Annotated in this window: 11 protein-coding genes and 1 tRNA gene; 6 read left to right on the top strand and 6 right to left on the bottom strand. The window is 56.2% G+C overall.

The features are described 5' to 3' along the window. The first annotated feature begins 17 nt into the window (after positions 1-17). Together AC2AXP_RS11495 and AC2AXP_RS11490 are read left to right on the top strand one after the other, a co-directional pair. Complete coding sequence (locus AC2AXP_RS11495; RefSeq protein WP_484381688.1) at positions 18-4130, top strand: RHS repeat-associated core domain-containing protein; 4113 nt, start codon at positions 18-20, stop codon at positions 4128-4130. Continuing rightward, positions 4121-4633 carry a hypothetical protein gene (locus AC2AXP_RS11490; protein WP_102991041.1) on the top strand — a complete coding sequence of 171 codons (513 nt, stop codon included), beginning with the start codon at positions 4121-4123 and terminating at the stop codon, positions 4631-4633. Before AC2AXP_RS11495 ends, AC2AXP_RS11490 begins: the two co-directional genes overlap by 10 nt. 403 nt (positions 4634-5036) lie before the next feature. On the opposite strand, the gene AC2AXP_RS11485 is transcribed toward AC2AXP_RS11490, so the two are convergent. Next, a tRNA-Ile gene (locus AC2AXP_RS11485) sits at positions 5037-5112 on the bottom strand. Between the two features lie 148 nt (positions 5113-5260). Here AC2AXP_RS11485 and mug point away from each other — a divergent pair. After that, a complete protein-coding gene (gene mug, locus AC2AXP_RS11480; RefSeq protein WP_004958279.1) occupies positions 5261-5758 on the top strand; it encodes a G/U mismatch-specific DNA glycosylase in 498 nt (165 codons plus the stop codon). Between the two features lie 46 nt (positions 5759-5804). On the opposite strand, the gene rpoD is transcribed toward mug, so the two are convergent. From rpoD to rpsU, 3 genes are all read right to left on the bottom strand, one after another. Beyond that, positions 5805-7640 carry an RNA polymerase sigma factor RpoD gene (gene rpoD, locus AC2AXP_RS11475; RefSeq protein ID WP_039991699.1) on the bottom strand — a complete coding sequence of 612 codons (1836 nt, stop codon included), beginning with the start codon at positions 7638-7640 and terminating at the stop codon, positions 5805-5807. A gap of 276 nt (positions 7641-7916) precedes the next feature. Next, a complete protein-coding gene (dnaG, locus tag AC2AXP_RS11470) occupies positions 7917-9665 on the bottom strand; it encodes a DNA primase (protein ID WP_198773735.1) in 1749 nt (582 codons plus the stop codon). Between the two features lie 135 nt (positions 9666-9800). Beyond that, on the bottom strand, positions 9801-10016 hold the full coding sequence (rpsU, locus tag AC2AXP_RS11465; RefSeq protein WP_001144069.1) for a 30S ribosomal protein S21: 216 nt from the start codon (positions 10014-10016) through the stop codon (positions 9801-9803). Between the two features lie 348 nt (positions 10017-10364). Here rpsU and tsaD point away from each other — a divergent pair, with 348 nt between their 5' ends. After that, positions 10365-11378: a tRNA (adenosine(37)-N6)-threonylcarbamoyltransferase complex transferase subunit TsaD gene (gene tsaD, locus AC2AXP_RS11460; RefSeq protein WP_039991702.1), complete on the top strand. Its 1014-nt coding sequence runs from the start codon at positions 10365-10367 to the stop codon at positions 11376-11378. A gap of 42 nt (positions 11379-11420) precedes the next feature. Here the strand turns inward: tsaD and plsY are convergent, their stop codons facing one another. Next, on the bottom strand, positions 11421-12074 hold the full coding sequence (gene plsY, locus AC2AXP_RS11455) for a glycerol-3-phosphate 1-O-acyltransferase PlsY (RefSeq protein ID WP_004958290.1): 654 nt from the start codon (positions 12072-12074) through the stop codon (positions 11421-11423). Positions 12075-12181: 107 nt separating this feature from the next. On the opposite strand from plsY, the gene folB reads away from it, so the two are divergent. Next, a complete protein-coding gene (gene folB / locus AC2AXP_RS11450; protein WP_004958291.1) occupies positions 12182-12541 on the top strand; it encodes a bifunctional dihydroneopterin aldolase/7,8-dihydroneopterin epimerase in 360 nt (119 codons plus the stop codon). Positions 12542-12670: 129 nt separating this feature from the next. Next, complete coding sequence (gene bacA / locus AC2AXP_RS11445) at positions 12671-13495, top strand: undecaprenyl-diphosphate phosphatase (RefSeq protein WP_039992534.1); 825 nt, start codon at positions 12671-12673, stop codon at positions 13493-13495. Positions 13496-13537: 42 nt separating this feature from the next. Here the strand turns inward: bacA and AC2AXP_RS11440 are convergent, their stop codons facing one another. After that, positions 13538-14782, bottom strand: coding sequence for a multifunctional CCA addition/repair protein (locus AC2AXP_RS11440; protein WP_039992535.1), 1245 nt, complete (start codon positions 14780-14782; stop codon positions 13538-13540). Between the last annotated feature and the right edge of the window lie 149 nt (positions 14783-14931).

Here is a 14931-nt window from a genome sequence, read left to right as displayed (position 1 = left end):
ACACTGAGGTTCGGCCTATGCACTCCAGTTCGCACTTTGACCCTCAGCTTGGGATAGATATTCATACCTATCCGTTTGGCCCGTTGCCGACGCCGCACATCGCCCTGGTGTTTGACGTTTTTGATTACCTGCCGCTGATTGGCACCACGGTAAACGTCAACGGTATCAAACGGGCCAGCGCCGGCACCGGCGGGCTGGCGGTGCATATTCCGATCGGTGGCCCGTGGCTGCCTCCGCTGCGTGTGCCGGGTGGGCCACAGTTGGACAACGAACTGTTTATGGGCAGCAAAACGGTGCGCGTTGACGGCGAGCCGTTCTCGCGTATCACCATGCCGGTGTTGAGCTGCAACTTCATCGGTATGATGCCGCCGTTCCGGCCGAAGCGCCTGGCCAAGCCCAAACCGCTGTCGCTGATGATGCCGCTGACGCTCAACCTGGCGCTCCCTAACCAGGTAGTGGTCGGCGGTCCCCCCACCGTCAACGTGATGGCGCTGTTGATGCGCGCCGGGTTGAGTGGATTGGGTAAAGGGTTGAAGAAATTCAAGAAAAGCGCGGGCTACGCCAAGTTGATGACGCAGTTTCAGCAACTGCGGCAAAAACTGTTTAAAAACATGGATCCCGGCTTCCTCAAGTGCAAGGTGCTGCGCGCTGAACCGGTCGATATACGCGATGGCAGCGTGGCGCTGGAACATCGAGACTTCGTACTACCGGGGCGGTTGCCGCTGATCTGGGCTCGCCACTATTCGTCGGCGGATATCGATGATGCCGGTTATTGTGGCTATGGCTGGACAACGCCAGCGGATATTCGTCTGGAACGGGACGACAGTGGCGTAATGCTGTTAACCCGGCCACAGGGGATCACCGCCTTTGGCAACATTCCCGATCGGCCGGGGCGTGAGCATGCGGCGATAGGCTTGCCGGATGGTGGCCGCCTATGGTGGGAACGGCAGAACCGCCAGCGCAGCTGGATCTATGAAGACAATGACGGGGTGTCATATTGCTTTGACGATGGCAGCGTCATGCCGTTGGCATCGCTGGGGGACCGCAACGGCAACGGCTGGCGGCTGGTTCGTCAGCAGGGGCAACTGACACGGCTGGTGGAATATTCTGTCCAGGGCGCCAGCGGGCGAGAGGTGCATATCACCAGCGAGCGCCAGCGTATCACCGTGATGCGTTTATACGATGCGCTCAACGGTGTTTACTCGCCGCTGGCCCGCTATGAATATGATGCCGATAACCAACTGGCGGCAGAGATTGACGCGTTGGGCGCCGCGCGCCGCTTTGACTATCAGCGCCGGCGTATGACTCAGCATCAGGATCGTAACGGTCAGCGTTTTCACTATGCCTATGACCCGCAATGGCGAGTGATCCACGCCTGGGGCGATGGCGGGCTATATGACTATCAGTTTATCTACCACGATTTGCTGAACGAAGTCGAAGTCACCGATTCGCTTGGCTATACCTCTCATATCCGCTTTGACAGTAGCGGTTTGCCGATTAGCGAGATCGATCCGTTGGGGGGCAATACGGTCTTTAGCTATGACGATTTTGGGCGTCCGTTAAGCGTTACCCAGCCGGATGGTCGGCGTTATCAATGGGAGTATGACGCACTAGGGTTGATCGTGGCGATGATCCAGCCCGATGGCAGCCGGGTCAGTCTGGCGTATAACGATTTGGCGCAGCTGGTAGCGTTGTCTGACGCGAAGGGTGCCCAGTGGTTCATGGAACACGACCAACGGGGCAACCTGCTGGCGCAACGCGATCCGACCGGCGTGACCCACCGCTACCGTTATGATGAGCTGGGGCAGCCGATCGCACTCTTGGCCGCCGACGGCGAGCGGCAACGCTGTGAGTACGATCGTTATGGCTTTTTGCAAGCTTTGTCCAGCAATCACGGACAGCAATTGCAGCTCCGCTACGATCTGCGCGGTAATCTGCGTGTGAAAACCGACGAACTTGGTCAGCAGACCCGTTATGAATATGACGCAAAAGATCGCCTGTTGCAGGTGCTTGCGGCGGATGGAAAACGGCTGGCGATCGAATACGATCGTGAAGATCAACCGGTATGCTATCGCGACGAAGCGGGGCAGCAGATTCTGCTGCGTTATAACGCCACCGGCATGGTCACTGAATGCCTGACGCCAGAGGGAGAACGGGTAGCGTATCAGTATGACACCGAAGACCAACTGACGGCGGTGGTCAATCCGCTGGGGCAGACGTGGTGTTTGCGGCGCGATGGGCTGGGGCGGGTGGTCGAGGAACGCGATTATTGGGGGCAGGCGACCGGCTATCAATGGGATGGCTGTGGCCGTTTGCAGCGGCGCACCGATCCGCAGGGGCGAACGCTGGACTACGGTTACGATCGGGCTGGCCGGTTACAGGAGAAACGCAGCGGCGAGGCTTTGCTGACACGTTATCGCTATGACGCCATCGGCCAACTGATCCAGTGCGAAAACCGCTGGCGGCAGTTGGAATGGCGTTACGACGCCGCCGGCAGGCTGCTGGCGGAGCGGCAAGACGGTTTTACCGTCAGACACCATTACAATGACGCCGGGCAGCGCATACTGCGCGAGAGCGATGCTGGCCATCGGGTGGCATTTGGCTGGAACGACGCCGGACTGCTGGCATCGATCGGCCTGAATGACGATCCCGCGGTAGAGCTGGTCTATGACGCGACGGGCAGGTTGTGCACCGAGCGGCTCAGCGCCGAACTGGAACGCCAGTTGGAATATGACGGGGACGGCCAGCTTATCGCACAGCGGATGCTGCAAAACGAGCAGCCCTTGTTCTCAACCGGCTACCGCTACGATCGTCAGGGCAATATGCTGGAACGGGACGACAGTCGCTGGGGACGGGACCGTTATCGTTATGATGCCGACGGGCGTTTGCTGGTGCATATTGATCCGGCGGAAAACATTCGCCGATTTGTCTGTGATGCGGCCGGCAACCGGCTGGCGCTGACGGTACGCGCGCTGAACGACACGCCAGAGGGATGGTTCCGCGAAGGCTGGCATAATGATACGCGCTATGTTTTTGATCGTACCGGCAACCTGCGCCAGCGCCGTTATAGTGACGGCAGCAGGCAGGATTTCGTCTGGGATGAAAGCCAGCAGTTGATCGCCGTGCATCAGGGCGACAGTGTGACGCATTATGCCTATGATGGGCTGGGCAGGCGGGTATGCAAGCAGACGCCACGTGAAACCCACTGGTTTTACTGGCAGGGTGATGCTTTACTGGCGGAGGTCGCCACGCCTGCCGGGCAGGGGATTGGCCCGCTGCCGCTGCACGATGTCGCCGGCCGACTGCGGCGGCAGAAGATACAGGCGGCGCTCTTTAACAGGTTGCGAGAATACGTCTACTATCCCGGCAGTTTCCGGCCGTTTGCCCTGTTGACGCAGCAAGACGGGCAGCGCAGCAGTTACCATTATCATTGCGATCCGAACGGCGCGCCGCTGCGGCTGACCGACGGCGGCGGTGAAGTTGTCTGGTCGCAATGCTGTGGCGTCTGGGGCGAACCCGGTACGGTGTATGCTAACAAACTAGCCAATCCGCTGCGCTTCCAGGGGCAGTATTTCGATGGCGAAACCGGGTTGCACTATAACCGCTACCGTTATTACGATCCGCAGTTGGGGGGATATATCAGCCAGGATCCGATTGGGTTGGTGGGGGGCGTCAACCCGTATCGCTATGCGCCGAATCCTTTGGGGTGGGCGGATCCCTGGGGATTAAAAAAAGACGACTATACCATCTCAGCCAATTCAGCGGCGACCGACATACCTGCCAGAGGCGTACACGTCAATGTTCATGGTCCAGGGTTACCAGCAAAAGGCGGCCATGTCAGCTTGGTGCCTGGCGATATCGATCCTAAGACCAAAGCGGTCCTCAACTTAGCCGTCGAACCGGCCGATAAAGCTGCGGACAGTGTCAGTGCGAGTCAATGGAGAAAAATACAGGCATCAATAAAAAATTATCTTGATGATCCTAAAAATATCTCACGTTTGATCTCTGCCGCACAGGGTGGCATAGATTTACCCGCTAGCTCAATGACGGCGGATCGTTTAAAACAGATTAAAACGGTGAAGGCCGTTTTAGAAGAGCATAAGGCCAAAGGAACCAACCCATGCAGATAAAAGATTATTTAAAGCAAAATGGCAGCTTAAATCAGCTGGTAGAAAAATACGTACGGGATGGTTACCTCTTTACTGCGGATAACAGAGAAATTGATCTGGCGTATGCAACGGTCAAGGGGCAATGTGATGATTCGTCCGGCGAAGCGGGATACAGCGAGATATTTTCATTCGACGCTAGTCTCACCGATTATGGCGCGCTCGAGGTAAAGCTATATTTTAACAATCGTGTTTTTTTTGCTGATGCTCTTCGGCTGTATGAGGGCCGATTAACTGCTGAGGCGTTTATTGCCACCCTTGACGTACAGGGCGCCGATTATAAAACCTATCTGCATACTGATATTGACGATGAAGGGGTTATTCTGCTGGATAATGGTGTGATGGCCAGGTTTAACATCATCGACGAGGTAAAAATTGTTTATCAAATCGAGTGTAATTTTGCTTTATATCCAGAGTTTGCTGACGGAATTAAAAAAACGATAGCAGAAAAAATGAAGTTGATTTAATAGATTTAAACTCTGCTAAAAATGGAGGTAACCCGGTGACGCCTTTTTAAGGTTCATCGCGTTTTACCGGGGAACACTGCTTTGATCTTCAGGAAGAGATGGGCGTTATCCTGGTATCCATAGGCCATTCGTTTCATCACTTTGATCTCTTCCCTTTGTTCAGTACCGGCGTAAAGTAGAGTTTTCGGCCTTTTTGACCCTGGCCAAAAATCAGTGCAGTGCTAAATCAGAGATCCTCATCTTTCTGACCCCGCCTCACGACGACGCCCTTGCGCTTCGCTAGTCCTTCACCACCATCAGGCTGGACAGGGGACTTTCACCCCCGCGCTGCTGAGCATGCCCGGCACACACAAAAAAGCCACCGCAGTGGGTGGCTTAATTATATGATTTTAAGGCTAAAATTTGGTGGCCCCTGCTGGGTTTGAACCAGCGACCAAGCGATTATGAGTCGCCTGCTCTAACCACTGAGCTAAGGGGCCATGCGGGCGAGATTATACGGCAAGGTGACGGGGTAGGTCTACTGCCATTCATCCGGATGGCGTTTTTCTGCGCAGTGGTAGCTTGTTGTAATTGTTGGCGGATTTTGCGATAACCTTCATAAATCCCAGGTAAGGACCGTTGGCTATCATGGAACTTCTGCTCCCAAATCTGCAGGTGGTATTTTGCGGCATCAATCCCGGCCTTTCTTCGGCGCAGCGCGGCTACCCTTTTGCCAATGCCAGCAACCGCTTTTGGAAGGTGATTCATCTGGCGGGGTTCACCGCGGTGCAACTGGCGCCGGAACAGTGGCAGCGGCTGCCGGAGTATGGCTGTGGTATTACGGCACTGGTGGCACGGCCAACGGTGGCGGCCAGCGAACTGGCGCGCGACGAGTTGCGTCACGGCGGTGAGGCGTTAAAAGCAAAGATCCTGCACAATCGGCCACGTGCATTGGCGATCCTTGGCAAGCAGGCGTTCAGCGACGCGTTCGGCATTCGTAACGTTGCCTGGGGGCGACAGGCGGTGACGATTGGCGATACCGAGGTATGGGTGCTGCCCAACCCCAGCGGGCTAAATCGCGCCACGCTCGAACAACTGACCGCAAGTTACCGTGAACTGGCGCTGGCGCTGAAAATCGGGCAATAAAAAACCCCGGCAGGCCGGGGTTTTTATACAGCAATAACAACCTGGATTAATCGTCCAGGAAGCTGCGCAGTACTTCAGAACGGCTTGGGTGGCGCAGTTTGCGCAACGCCTTCGCTTCGATCTGGCGAATACGCTCACGGGTAACGTCAAACTGTTTGCCCACTTCTTCCAGCGTGTGGTCAGTGTTCATATCGATACCGAAACGCATACGCAGCACTTTCGCTTCACGGGCGGTCAGGCCAGCCAGCACGTCGTGCGTGGCGGAGCGCAGGCTTTCCGATGTGGCGGAATCCAGCGGCAGCTCAAGGGTGGTATCCTCGATGAAATCGCCCAGATGTGAATCTTCATCATCACCAATCGGCGTTTCCATGGAGATCGGCTCTTTGGCGATCTTCAGCACCTTGCGGATTTTGTCTTCCGGCATCAACATGCGTTCTGCCAGCTCTTCCGGCGTTGGTTCACGGCCCATCTCTTGCAGCATCTGACGCGAAATACGATTGAGCTTGTTGATGGTCTCAATCATATGCACCGGAATACGGATGGTGCGCGCCTGATCGGCGATAGAGCGGGTGATGGCCTGACGGATCCACCAGGTGGCATAGGTCGAGAACTTATAGCCGCGGCGGTATTCGAACTTGTCGACGGCTTTCATCAGACCGATGTTGCCTTCCTGAATCAGATCCAGGAATTGCAGACCGCGGTTGGTGTATTTCTTGGCGATGGAAATAACCAGACGCAAGTTCGCTTCAACCATTTCTTTCTTCGCGCGACGGGCCTTCGCTTCGCCGATCGACATGCGACGGTTGATGTCTTTTACCTGCTCGATGGTCAGGCCGGTCTCTTCTTCAATCTGACGCAGTTTTTGCAGGCTGCGCTGCACGTCTTCCGCCACGTCTTTCAGTTTTTCGGACCAGGGCTTGGCCATCGCCAATGCTGCTTCGAACCAGGAGTCACTGGTTTCATTGCCGGCGAACAGCGTGACGAAGTTTTTCTTCGGCATTTTGCACTGCTCAACGCACAGCTTCATGATGATGCGTTCCTGGGTACGGACGCGATCCATCATGGTACGCATGCTGTTGACCAGGAAGTCGAACTGCTTCGGCACCAGGCGGAACTGCTTGAATACGTCAGACAGCTTCAGAATTTCTTCGGCTGCGCTGGCGTGGCTGCGGCCGTTGGTCTTGATGACCTGACGGGTCGCTTCATACTGCTCGCGCAACTCGGTGAATTTCTGGCGCGCCAGTTCCGGATCGATGCTGTTGTCGTCTTCGGCGTCGTCGTCGTCGTCTTCTTCTTCGTCGTCGCTTTGCTCTTCGGTCGACAGCTCAGAACCGATGTGCGTCGCGGTAGGAGCGATGTCCTCTTCCGCGTTCGGATCGACAAAGCCGGTGATCAGATCGGACAGGCGAGATTCGCCCGCTTCAACGCGATCGTACTGCTCCAGCAGATAGGTAATGGCTTCCGGGTATTCGGCGACCGAGCACTGCACCTGATTGATACCGTCTTCAATGCGTTTGGCAATGTCGATTTCGCCTTCGCGCGTCAGCAGTTCAACGGTACCCATTTCACGCATGTACATGCGAACCGGGTCAGTGGTGCGGCCAATCTCGGACTCAACGCTGGACAGTACCTGAGCGGCGGCTTCTTCTGCGTCTTCGTCGGTGCTGTTCGAGTTTTCAGCAAGCAACAGGTCATCGGCGTCCGGTGCTTCTTCCATCACCTGGATGCCCATGTCATTAATCATCTGGATGATGTCTTCGATCTGGTCGGAGTCGACGATATCTTCCGGCAGATGGTCATTGACCTCAGCATAGGTCAGATAGCCTTGCTCCTTACCACGGGTGACAAGTAGCTTCAGCTGTGACTGCGGGTTTTGCTCCATAAGACGGTATCCACACTTCAGAGTATTTGGGTTGGTGTCGGTCGGCGAAACCGCCAACAATAGCATTTGGGGCGTATTTGTTATAGCCGCGGCCCACTGTGGCGGCATCTTGCAGGGCTTTGCCCTCGCTTTTATCGGCACTTAAGCCGTTTGTATGCTTCATGCTTCACGTTGCAGGAGAAGGCGCTTTTCCTGTCCCGAGTCACTGACTGTAGTCAATTCACCGGAGAACGTACGTTTTTCGCCCGCCTGAAACGCAAATAATGTTGTCCAGATTCAGTTTTTCTTTGCTAACACTTGATTGAGCGAACGGACTTCTTCCCGTTCCTCCGGGCTCAGGCCGTGCGTTCTGGCCTGGGCTATCAACGTTTCCAGCCGCTGCTCGAGCACCGAGTCATACAGGCTGGCCAGCGTATCTAAAAATGTTTGTTCAACCATATCCTCAATGATCATATGGTTCCACGTAGCCAGAGTTTCAAGCTGCTGGCTGAATTTGTTGTCGCGATACAGCTCTAACAGCTGCCCGGTAGTCAGGCCCGGCTGCGACAGGCAGGTTTGCACCAGTTCGACAAACAGCGGCAGTCCTGGCTGCCTGGTCTGCTCCAGCCCTTCCAGCGCCGGAACCAGCGTGGCCAAGTGCGGATTCTGTACCAGTAACCCTATCAGTATACGCATGGTTGTGCGTTTTAGCTGGGGAGGCTGATAACTATTGCCATTTTCCGCCTGCTTGGGCATCAGCTTGTCGAGCTGGCTGTCGTCCAGCAGTCCCAGTTTGCTGCCAAGCTGTTGACGCAGATACAAACGCAGCGTCTCACCGGGCACCTGGGTGATCAGCGGCAGCGCCAGCGTGCTCAGCTTGGCACGCCCGTCGGGGCTGCTCAGATCGACCTGCGGCATCAGGCTTTCAAACAGGAAGGTGGAAAGCGGCTGTGCCTGCTCCATCCGCTGTTCAAACGCCTGCTTGCCTTCTTTGCGTATCAATGTGTCCGGGTCTTCACCGTCGGGCAAAAACATGAACCGCAACTGCCGCCCATCATTGAGGTAGGGCAGTGCAGTTTCCAGCGCACGCCAGGCTGCTTCCCGGCCGGCACGGTCGCCGTCATAACAGCAGACCACGTTATCAGTGGCGCGGAACAACAGCTGGATATGGTCAGCCGTTGTCGAGGTTCCGAGCGAAGCGACGGCATAATCGATGCCGAACTGCGCCAACGCCACCACGTCCATATAACCTTCCACCACCAGCAAACGCTGCAGGGTCGGATGGCTCTGCTGTGCTTCATACAGACCGTACAACTGACGGCCCTTGTGGAATACTTCGGTTTCCGGCGAGTTCAGGTATTTTGGCATACCATCACCCAGTACGCGGCCGCCAAAGGCGATCACGCGTCCGCGCTTGTCGCGGATCGGGAACATGACGCGCTCGCGGAAACGATCGTACGTTCGACCTTGATCGTTAGTCACCAGCATGCCGGCATCGTTCAACGCCGCCCGGCTGTCGGGGTCGCGGCCAAAACGTTTCAGGGCGTTATCCCAGCCGGCGGGTGCGAAGCCGATGGCAAAATGACGGATAACGTCGTCGCTCAACCCGCGCTGTTGCAGGTAATCGCGCGCCTGCTTGCCATTGGGCTGATGCATTGACTGTTGATAGAACGCGCTGAGCTGTTCCATCAGTTGATAAAGACTTTGCCGCTGATGGCGTTCGATCTGGGTCGGCCCGGTGCCTGCCTCGTAAGGCACTTCCAGCCCGTGCATGGTTGCCAGTTCCTCGATGGTTTCGACAAACTCCAGCCTGTCGTAATTCATCAGGAAATCGACGGCGTTGCCGTGTGCACCACACCCAAAACAGTGATAGAACTGTTTGTCGCCATTAACGGTAAACGAAGGCGTTTTTTCGTGGTGGAACGGGCAGCACGCGTGGTAGTTTTTGCCTTGCTTCTTGAGCTTCACCCGTGCGTCGATCAGATCGACGATGTCGGTGCGCGCCAGCAAGTCATTGATAAATACACGCGGAATTCGTCCAGCCATAAGCCTCGGTTCGACTGCCTATAAACGAGAACAAGCCGCGCATTCCTTTCGGAAAGCACGGCCTTCGTATGCAACTACTCAGTCTGCGTGTTCTTGGAAAAGAAAAAATCACGCGGCGGGGTTACCCCCGAAGGATTAATACAGACGAGTGCGGCGTGCGTTTTCGCGAGCCAGTTTCTTCGCGTGACGTTTCACAGCAGAAGCTTTAGCGCGTTTACGTTCGGTAGTCGGTTTTTCATAGAACTCACGACGACGAACTTCAGCTAAAACACCTGCTTTTTCGCAGGAACGCTTGAAACGACGCAGAGCAACGTCAAATGGCTCGTTTTCACGTACTTTAATTACCGGCATGTGCCTCTCACCTCAATAGAATTCGGTTTGCTGCTGGCCAAGCGCCAGCCTTTTCAAAATGGTGCGGAATTTTACTCCAATGGGTGCTGCTTTGTAAAGCACCAAGTCAAAGAGAAACCCGACCGCACCGTGCGCCATTCCGAACGCCACTTCAGCAATTATGGCGCAATTTTGCGTCGGCCGCTGATTATAGACTAATCAGAAAAAATTGCTCGTTTTTAATCATCGGCACATTTGTTCCTGGAATCATCGACATAGTTGACAGGCGGCGGCAAACTGCGTGCGGCTGGCGGTAAATGACGCGGTTTGTGCTAAACTGGCGGCCGCACGTGAATGATGGGAACGGTAATGCGAGTACTGGGTATAGAAACGTCCTGCGATGAAACCGGAATTGCAGTTTATGACGAACACGCCGGTTTGTTAGCCAATCAATTATACAGTCAGGTGAAGCTACATGCGGACTACGGCGGCGTAGTGCCGGAGCTGGCCTCGCGCGATCACGTGCGGAAAACCGTGCCTCTGATCCAGGCGGCGTTAAAAGAAGCCAATCTGACCGCTGCCGACATCGACGGCGTAGCCTACACCGCCGGACCTGGCCTGGTGGGCGCATTGCTGGTCGGGGCAACCATTGGTCGCGCGCTGGCGTTTGCCTGGAACGTGCCGGCGGTGCCGGTGCACCATATGGAAGGCCACCTGCTGGCGCCGATGCTGGAGGATAACCCGCCGGCATTTCCGTTTGTCGCGCTGCTGGTCTCCGGTGGCCATACCCAGCTAATCGCCGTGACCGGCATCGGTGAATACGCACTGCTGGGGGAGTCTATTGATGACGCGGCCGGCGAGGCGTTCGACAAGACCGCCAAATTGCTGGGGCTGGACTATCCCGGCGGGCCGATGCTGTCGAAAATGGCGCAACAGGGCGTTGCGGGGCGTTTCACTTTCCCGCGGCCGATGACCGATCGCCCGGGGCTGGATTTCAGTTTCTCGGGGTTGAAGACCTTTGCGGCCAATACCATCCGCTCCAACGGTGATGACGATCAAACCCGAGCCGATATCGCCCGCGCCTTTGAGGATGCGGTGGTGGATACCTTGGCCATCAAGTGCAAACGCGCCTTGGAACAGACCGGCTTCAAGCGGCTGGTGATGGCCGGCGGCGTTAGCGCCAATCGCACGCTGCGCGCCAAGCTGGCGGACCTGATGCAAAAGCGCGGTGGTGAGGTGTTCTACGCCCGTCCGGAATTTTGTACCGATAACGGCGCGATGATTGCCTATGCGGGGATGGTGCGGTTGCAAAGCGGCGCCAACCCGGCGTTGAGCGTTTCGGTGCGCCCACGCTGGCCGTTGGCCGAGCTGCCGGCGGTATAACGGCAAACGTCAGGGCCGGCGATAATCCGTCCCTGACGCTCTCTATTTATCGTCTTCCTGCTTGATGTCCTGCGCTGCCACTTCGGCGGCATCCTGCTTTTTCTTGCGAAACTTGCCCCAGATCTTTCCTTCCTGACCACGCCACAGACGCTGGATATTATCGTGATGGCGCATCAATATCAGGCATGACAGCATCGCCACCGGAAAGGTGAACTGCGGTTTGAACCACCAGACGTAAAACGGCGCAATCAGCGCGCTGACAATCGCTCCCAGCGAGGAATACCCGCTCAGTAGCACCGTCAGTAACCAGGTGCCGGTCATCAGCCCGGTCAGATCCCAGCCAATGGGCGCAATGGCGCCGAACGCCGTGGCGACGCCCTTGCCGCCGCGAAAGTGGAAAAACACCGGATAGATGTGGCCAAGACAGGCGGCAATCGCCGTCAGGCCGAGATACAGCGGCGGTATATTCAGTTCGTAGGCCAGCCAGACCGGCAGCATCCCTTTCAGCACGTCAAAAATCAGCACCGCCGCCGCCGCAAGGCGACCGCCGATACGCAGGACGTTGGTTGCTCCGGGATTCCCTGAGCCATGTTCACGCGGATCGGGCAGCCTGGCGATCCGGCAAACCAGGATCGCGCTGGAAATTGAGCCACACAGATACGCGAAGATAATCATGCCAAGCGCGGTAGCACTCATAACGCGGTTCCGTTTAATAATGGTCGTTTTACTCGCAACATCTATGGATAATACGCATATTCCGCTGGAAGTGGTATCCGGCAAGGCCAAAAACAGAGAATGACGTGATGGATATCGTATTTATTGAAGAACTTACCGTAATCACCACCATTGGCGTTTATGACTGGGAACAGACCATTCGCCAGAAACTGGTGTTCGATATCGAAATGGGCTGGGATAACCGTCGGGCCGCCGCCAGCGATGACGTCAATGACTGCCTGAGCTATGCCGATATCAGCGATGCGGTGATCCAACACGTTGAATCCGGTCGTTTTGCCCTGGTCGAGCGGGTCGCGGAGGAAATATCCGAAATGTTGCTGCAACGCTTTAAATCACCGTGGGTCCGTATTAAGGTCAGCAAGCCGGGGGCGGTTGCCCATGCTAGCCGCGTTGGTGTGATCATTGAACGTGGCACGCGTCCGGCCTGATTAACTGTCATGCTGATGCAACTAAAGATCGATAGTTTGGTCTGAAACTCAGAATTGTTTTAGCGGCAATGTATTGAACACTGCCGCTTTTTTATGTTTATAGCGGAAGATTACGGGGTAAGCGCGCACATGGCGGACATGCATTCACTGTTTGTGGCATTTGTACTTGGTGTGGTGGAAGGGTTAACGGAGTTCCTGCCGGTATCATCGACCGGCCATATGATTATCGTCGGCGAGTGGTTGGGCTTTACCGGCGACAAGGCCAAGACGTTTGAAGTAATTATTCAGCTCGGCTCGATTCTGGCCGTGGTGGTGATGTTCTGGCGCCGACTGTTTGGTTTGATTGGTATCCACTTCGGTGGCAAGCCGGTCGCGCATGAAGGCCATACGGCGGGGCGGCTGAAACTCGGTCACATCCTGTTGGCGATGGTACCGGCGGTGGTGCTGGGGCTGGTGTTCCACGACGTGATCAAGTCGTTGTTTGAACCGAAAAACGTCATGTACGCGCTGGTTGTCGGTGGTTTCCTGCTGTTGGCCGCAGAGTGGCTGAAGCCGAAAAAACCGCGTGCGGTTGGCCTGGACGACATCACCTATCGTCAGGCATTCATGATCGGCTGTTTCCAGTGTCTGGCGCTGTGGCCGGGCTTTTCACGTTCCGGTTCGACCATTTCCGGCGGGATGCTGGTGGGTGTCAGCCGTTATGCCGCGTCCGAATTTTCCTTCATTCTGGCCGTACCGATGATGATCGGCGCCAGCGGCCTGGATTTGTACAAGAGTCTGCATTTCCTGACGCTGGCCGACTTGCCGATGTTCGCGGTCGGCTTCGTCACCGCCTTTGTGGTGGCGCTGATAGCGATTAAAACCTTCCTGACGCTGATTAAACGTATCTCGTTCATTCCGTTTGCCATTTACCGCTTTATCGTGGCGGCGGTGGTGTACATGGTATTCATGTAATCACAGCCAGGAAAAGCAAACCCCGCCATTGGCGGGGTTTTTTTACGCCTGTGGCGCTTCGCCATCCTGCGCGCTTTTCCATTGCGCCAGTGCCTGTTGGCGGCGTCGCTTCACTTCATCGCGGATTGCCAGCCCCTGGAAACCGCTGTCGACCACCTCTTTTACCGCCACCCCCAGAGCGACCCGATAGGCTTCGCGCAGGTAATCGCCTTGCGGATAGGGGTTTTCTTCAAAACCGGTACGACCGCGCGCATCGGCCTCGCTGGTGAGGATCATCTGTTCCAGCCGCTGTGGCTTGCGCCACACGTCAATTGCATCGAACAGTTTCAGCAGGGTTTCTGGCCGTAGTTTGTTTACGGTATGAATCAGATCGTGGTATTCAGCCACCAGTTTGCTCAGATCGCGGATCGGGTTTGGCACCCGTAACCGTTGGCACAGCTGTTCCACCAGACGTACCCCCGCCGGTCCGTGGCCGTGATGATGCGGCCAGTATTGCTTTGGCGTTAGCCCCTTGCCGAGATCGTGACACAGTGCGGCGAAGCGTACGTCTATCTCCGGAGTGAGCCGTGCGGCAATAGCCAGCGTCATCAGCGTATGCACCCCGGTATCGATTTCCGGGTGCCATTTTTCGGGAGCCGGCACGCCAAACAGCGCATCGATTTCCGGGAACAGCACCTGCAGCGCGTGGCAATCGCGCAGCACCTGGAAGTACACCTGCGGATTATCGCTCTGCAGGGCTTTCTCGGTCTCTTTCCACACCCGTTCGGCGGTGAGCGCCGACAGCTCGCCGCTGTCGGTCATTTGACGCATCAGGGCGGCAGTTTCCGGCGCGATGGTGAAACCGAGGTGGGCGAAGCGGGCGGCAAAACGCGCGACGCGCAGCACGCGCAGCGGATCTTCGCCAAATGCAGCGGAAACGTGGCGTAATACGCGCGCATTCAGATCGTCGACGCCGTGATAGGGATCAACCAGTTCACCGTCGGTGGTTTGTGCGATGGCATTGATGGTCAGATCGCGGCGCTGTAAATCCTCTTCCAGCGTCACATCCGGCGCGGCATGGCAGACAAAGCCGGTATAACCCTGGCCGGATTTCCGCTCGGTGCGTGCCAGCGCATACTCTTCGTGCGTGTTGGGGTTGAGGAATACCGGAAAGTCTCTGCCGACCTGTTGGTAGCCCAGAGCCAATAATTCTTCTGGCGTGGCGCCGACCACCACCCAATCGTGATCGAAGACCGGTATCTTGAGAAGGCGATCGCGCACTGCGCCGCCGACCAGATAAGTTTTCACTGTCATACTCCCGAATTCTGCAATAAGGCTCTGACTCTCAGATTACATGAATTGCCGGCGGGCTGCTGCATCAATAACCCATGTGCTGAGTAGGGTTTCCGTTGCGTGAGTTCAAAATATTGTTACTCCCTGGTGGCGGAAATCACTTT

This window comes from Serratia sp. Sp408, from assembly GCF_057180665.1.
This window is presented reverse-complemented; position numbering and strand designations above follow the sequence as displayed.

Coding starts and splice junctions, on each gene's coding strand:
- AC2AXP_RS11495 (WP_484381688.1), top strand. CDS start 18: ATGCACTCCAGTTCGCACTTTGACCCTCAGCTTGGGATAGATATTCAT.
- AC2AXP_RS11490 (WP_102991041.1), top strand. CDS start 4,121: ATGCAGATAAAAGATTATTTAAAGCAAAATGGCAGCTTAAATCAGCTG.
- mug (WP_004958279.1), top strand. CDS start 5,261: ATGGAACTTCTGCTCCCAAATCTGCAGGTGGTATTTTGCGGCATCAAT.
- rpoD (WP_039991699.1), bottom strand. CDS start 7,640: ATGGAGCAAAACCCGCAGTCACAGCTGAAGCTACTTGTCACCCGTGGT.
- dnaG (WP_198773735.1), bottom strand. CDS start 9,665: ATGGCTGGACGAATTCCGCGTGTATTTATCAATGACTTGCTGGCGCGC.
- rpsU (WP_001144069.1), bottom strand. CDS start 10,016: ATGCCGGTAATTAAAGTACGTGAAAACGAGCCATTTGACGTTGCTCTG.
- tsaD (WP_039991702.1), top strand. CDS start 10,365: ATGCGAGTACTGGGTATAGAAACGTCCTGCGATGAAACCGGAATTGCA.
- plsY (WP_004958290.1), bottom strand. CDS start 12,074: ATGAGTGCTACCGCGCTTGGCATGATTATCTTCGCGTATCTGTGTGGC.
- folB (WP_004958291.1), top strand. CDS start 12,182: ATGGATATCGTATTTATTGAAGAACTTACCGTAATCACCACCATTGGC.
- bacA (WP_039992534.1), top strand. CDS start 12,671: ATGGCGGACATGCATTCACTGTTTGTGGCATTTGTACTTGGTGTGGTG.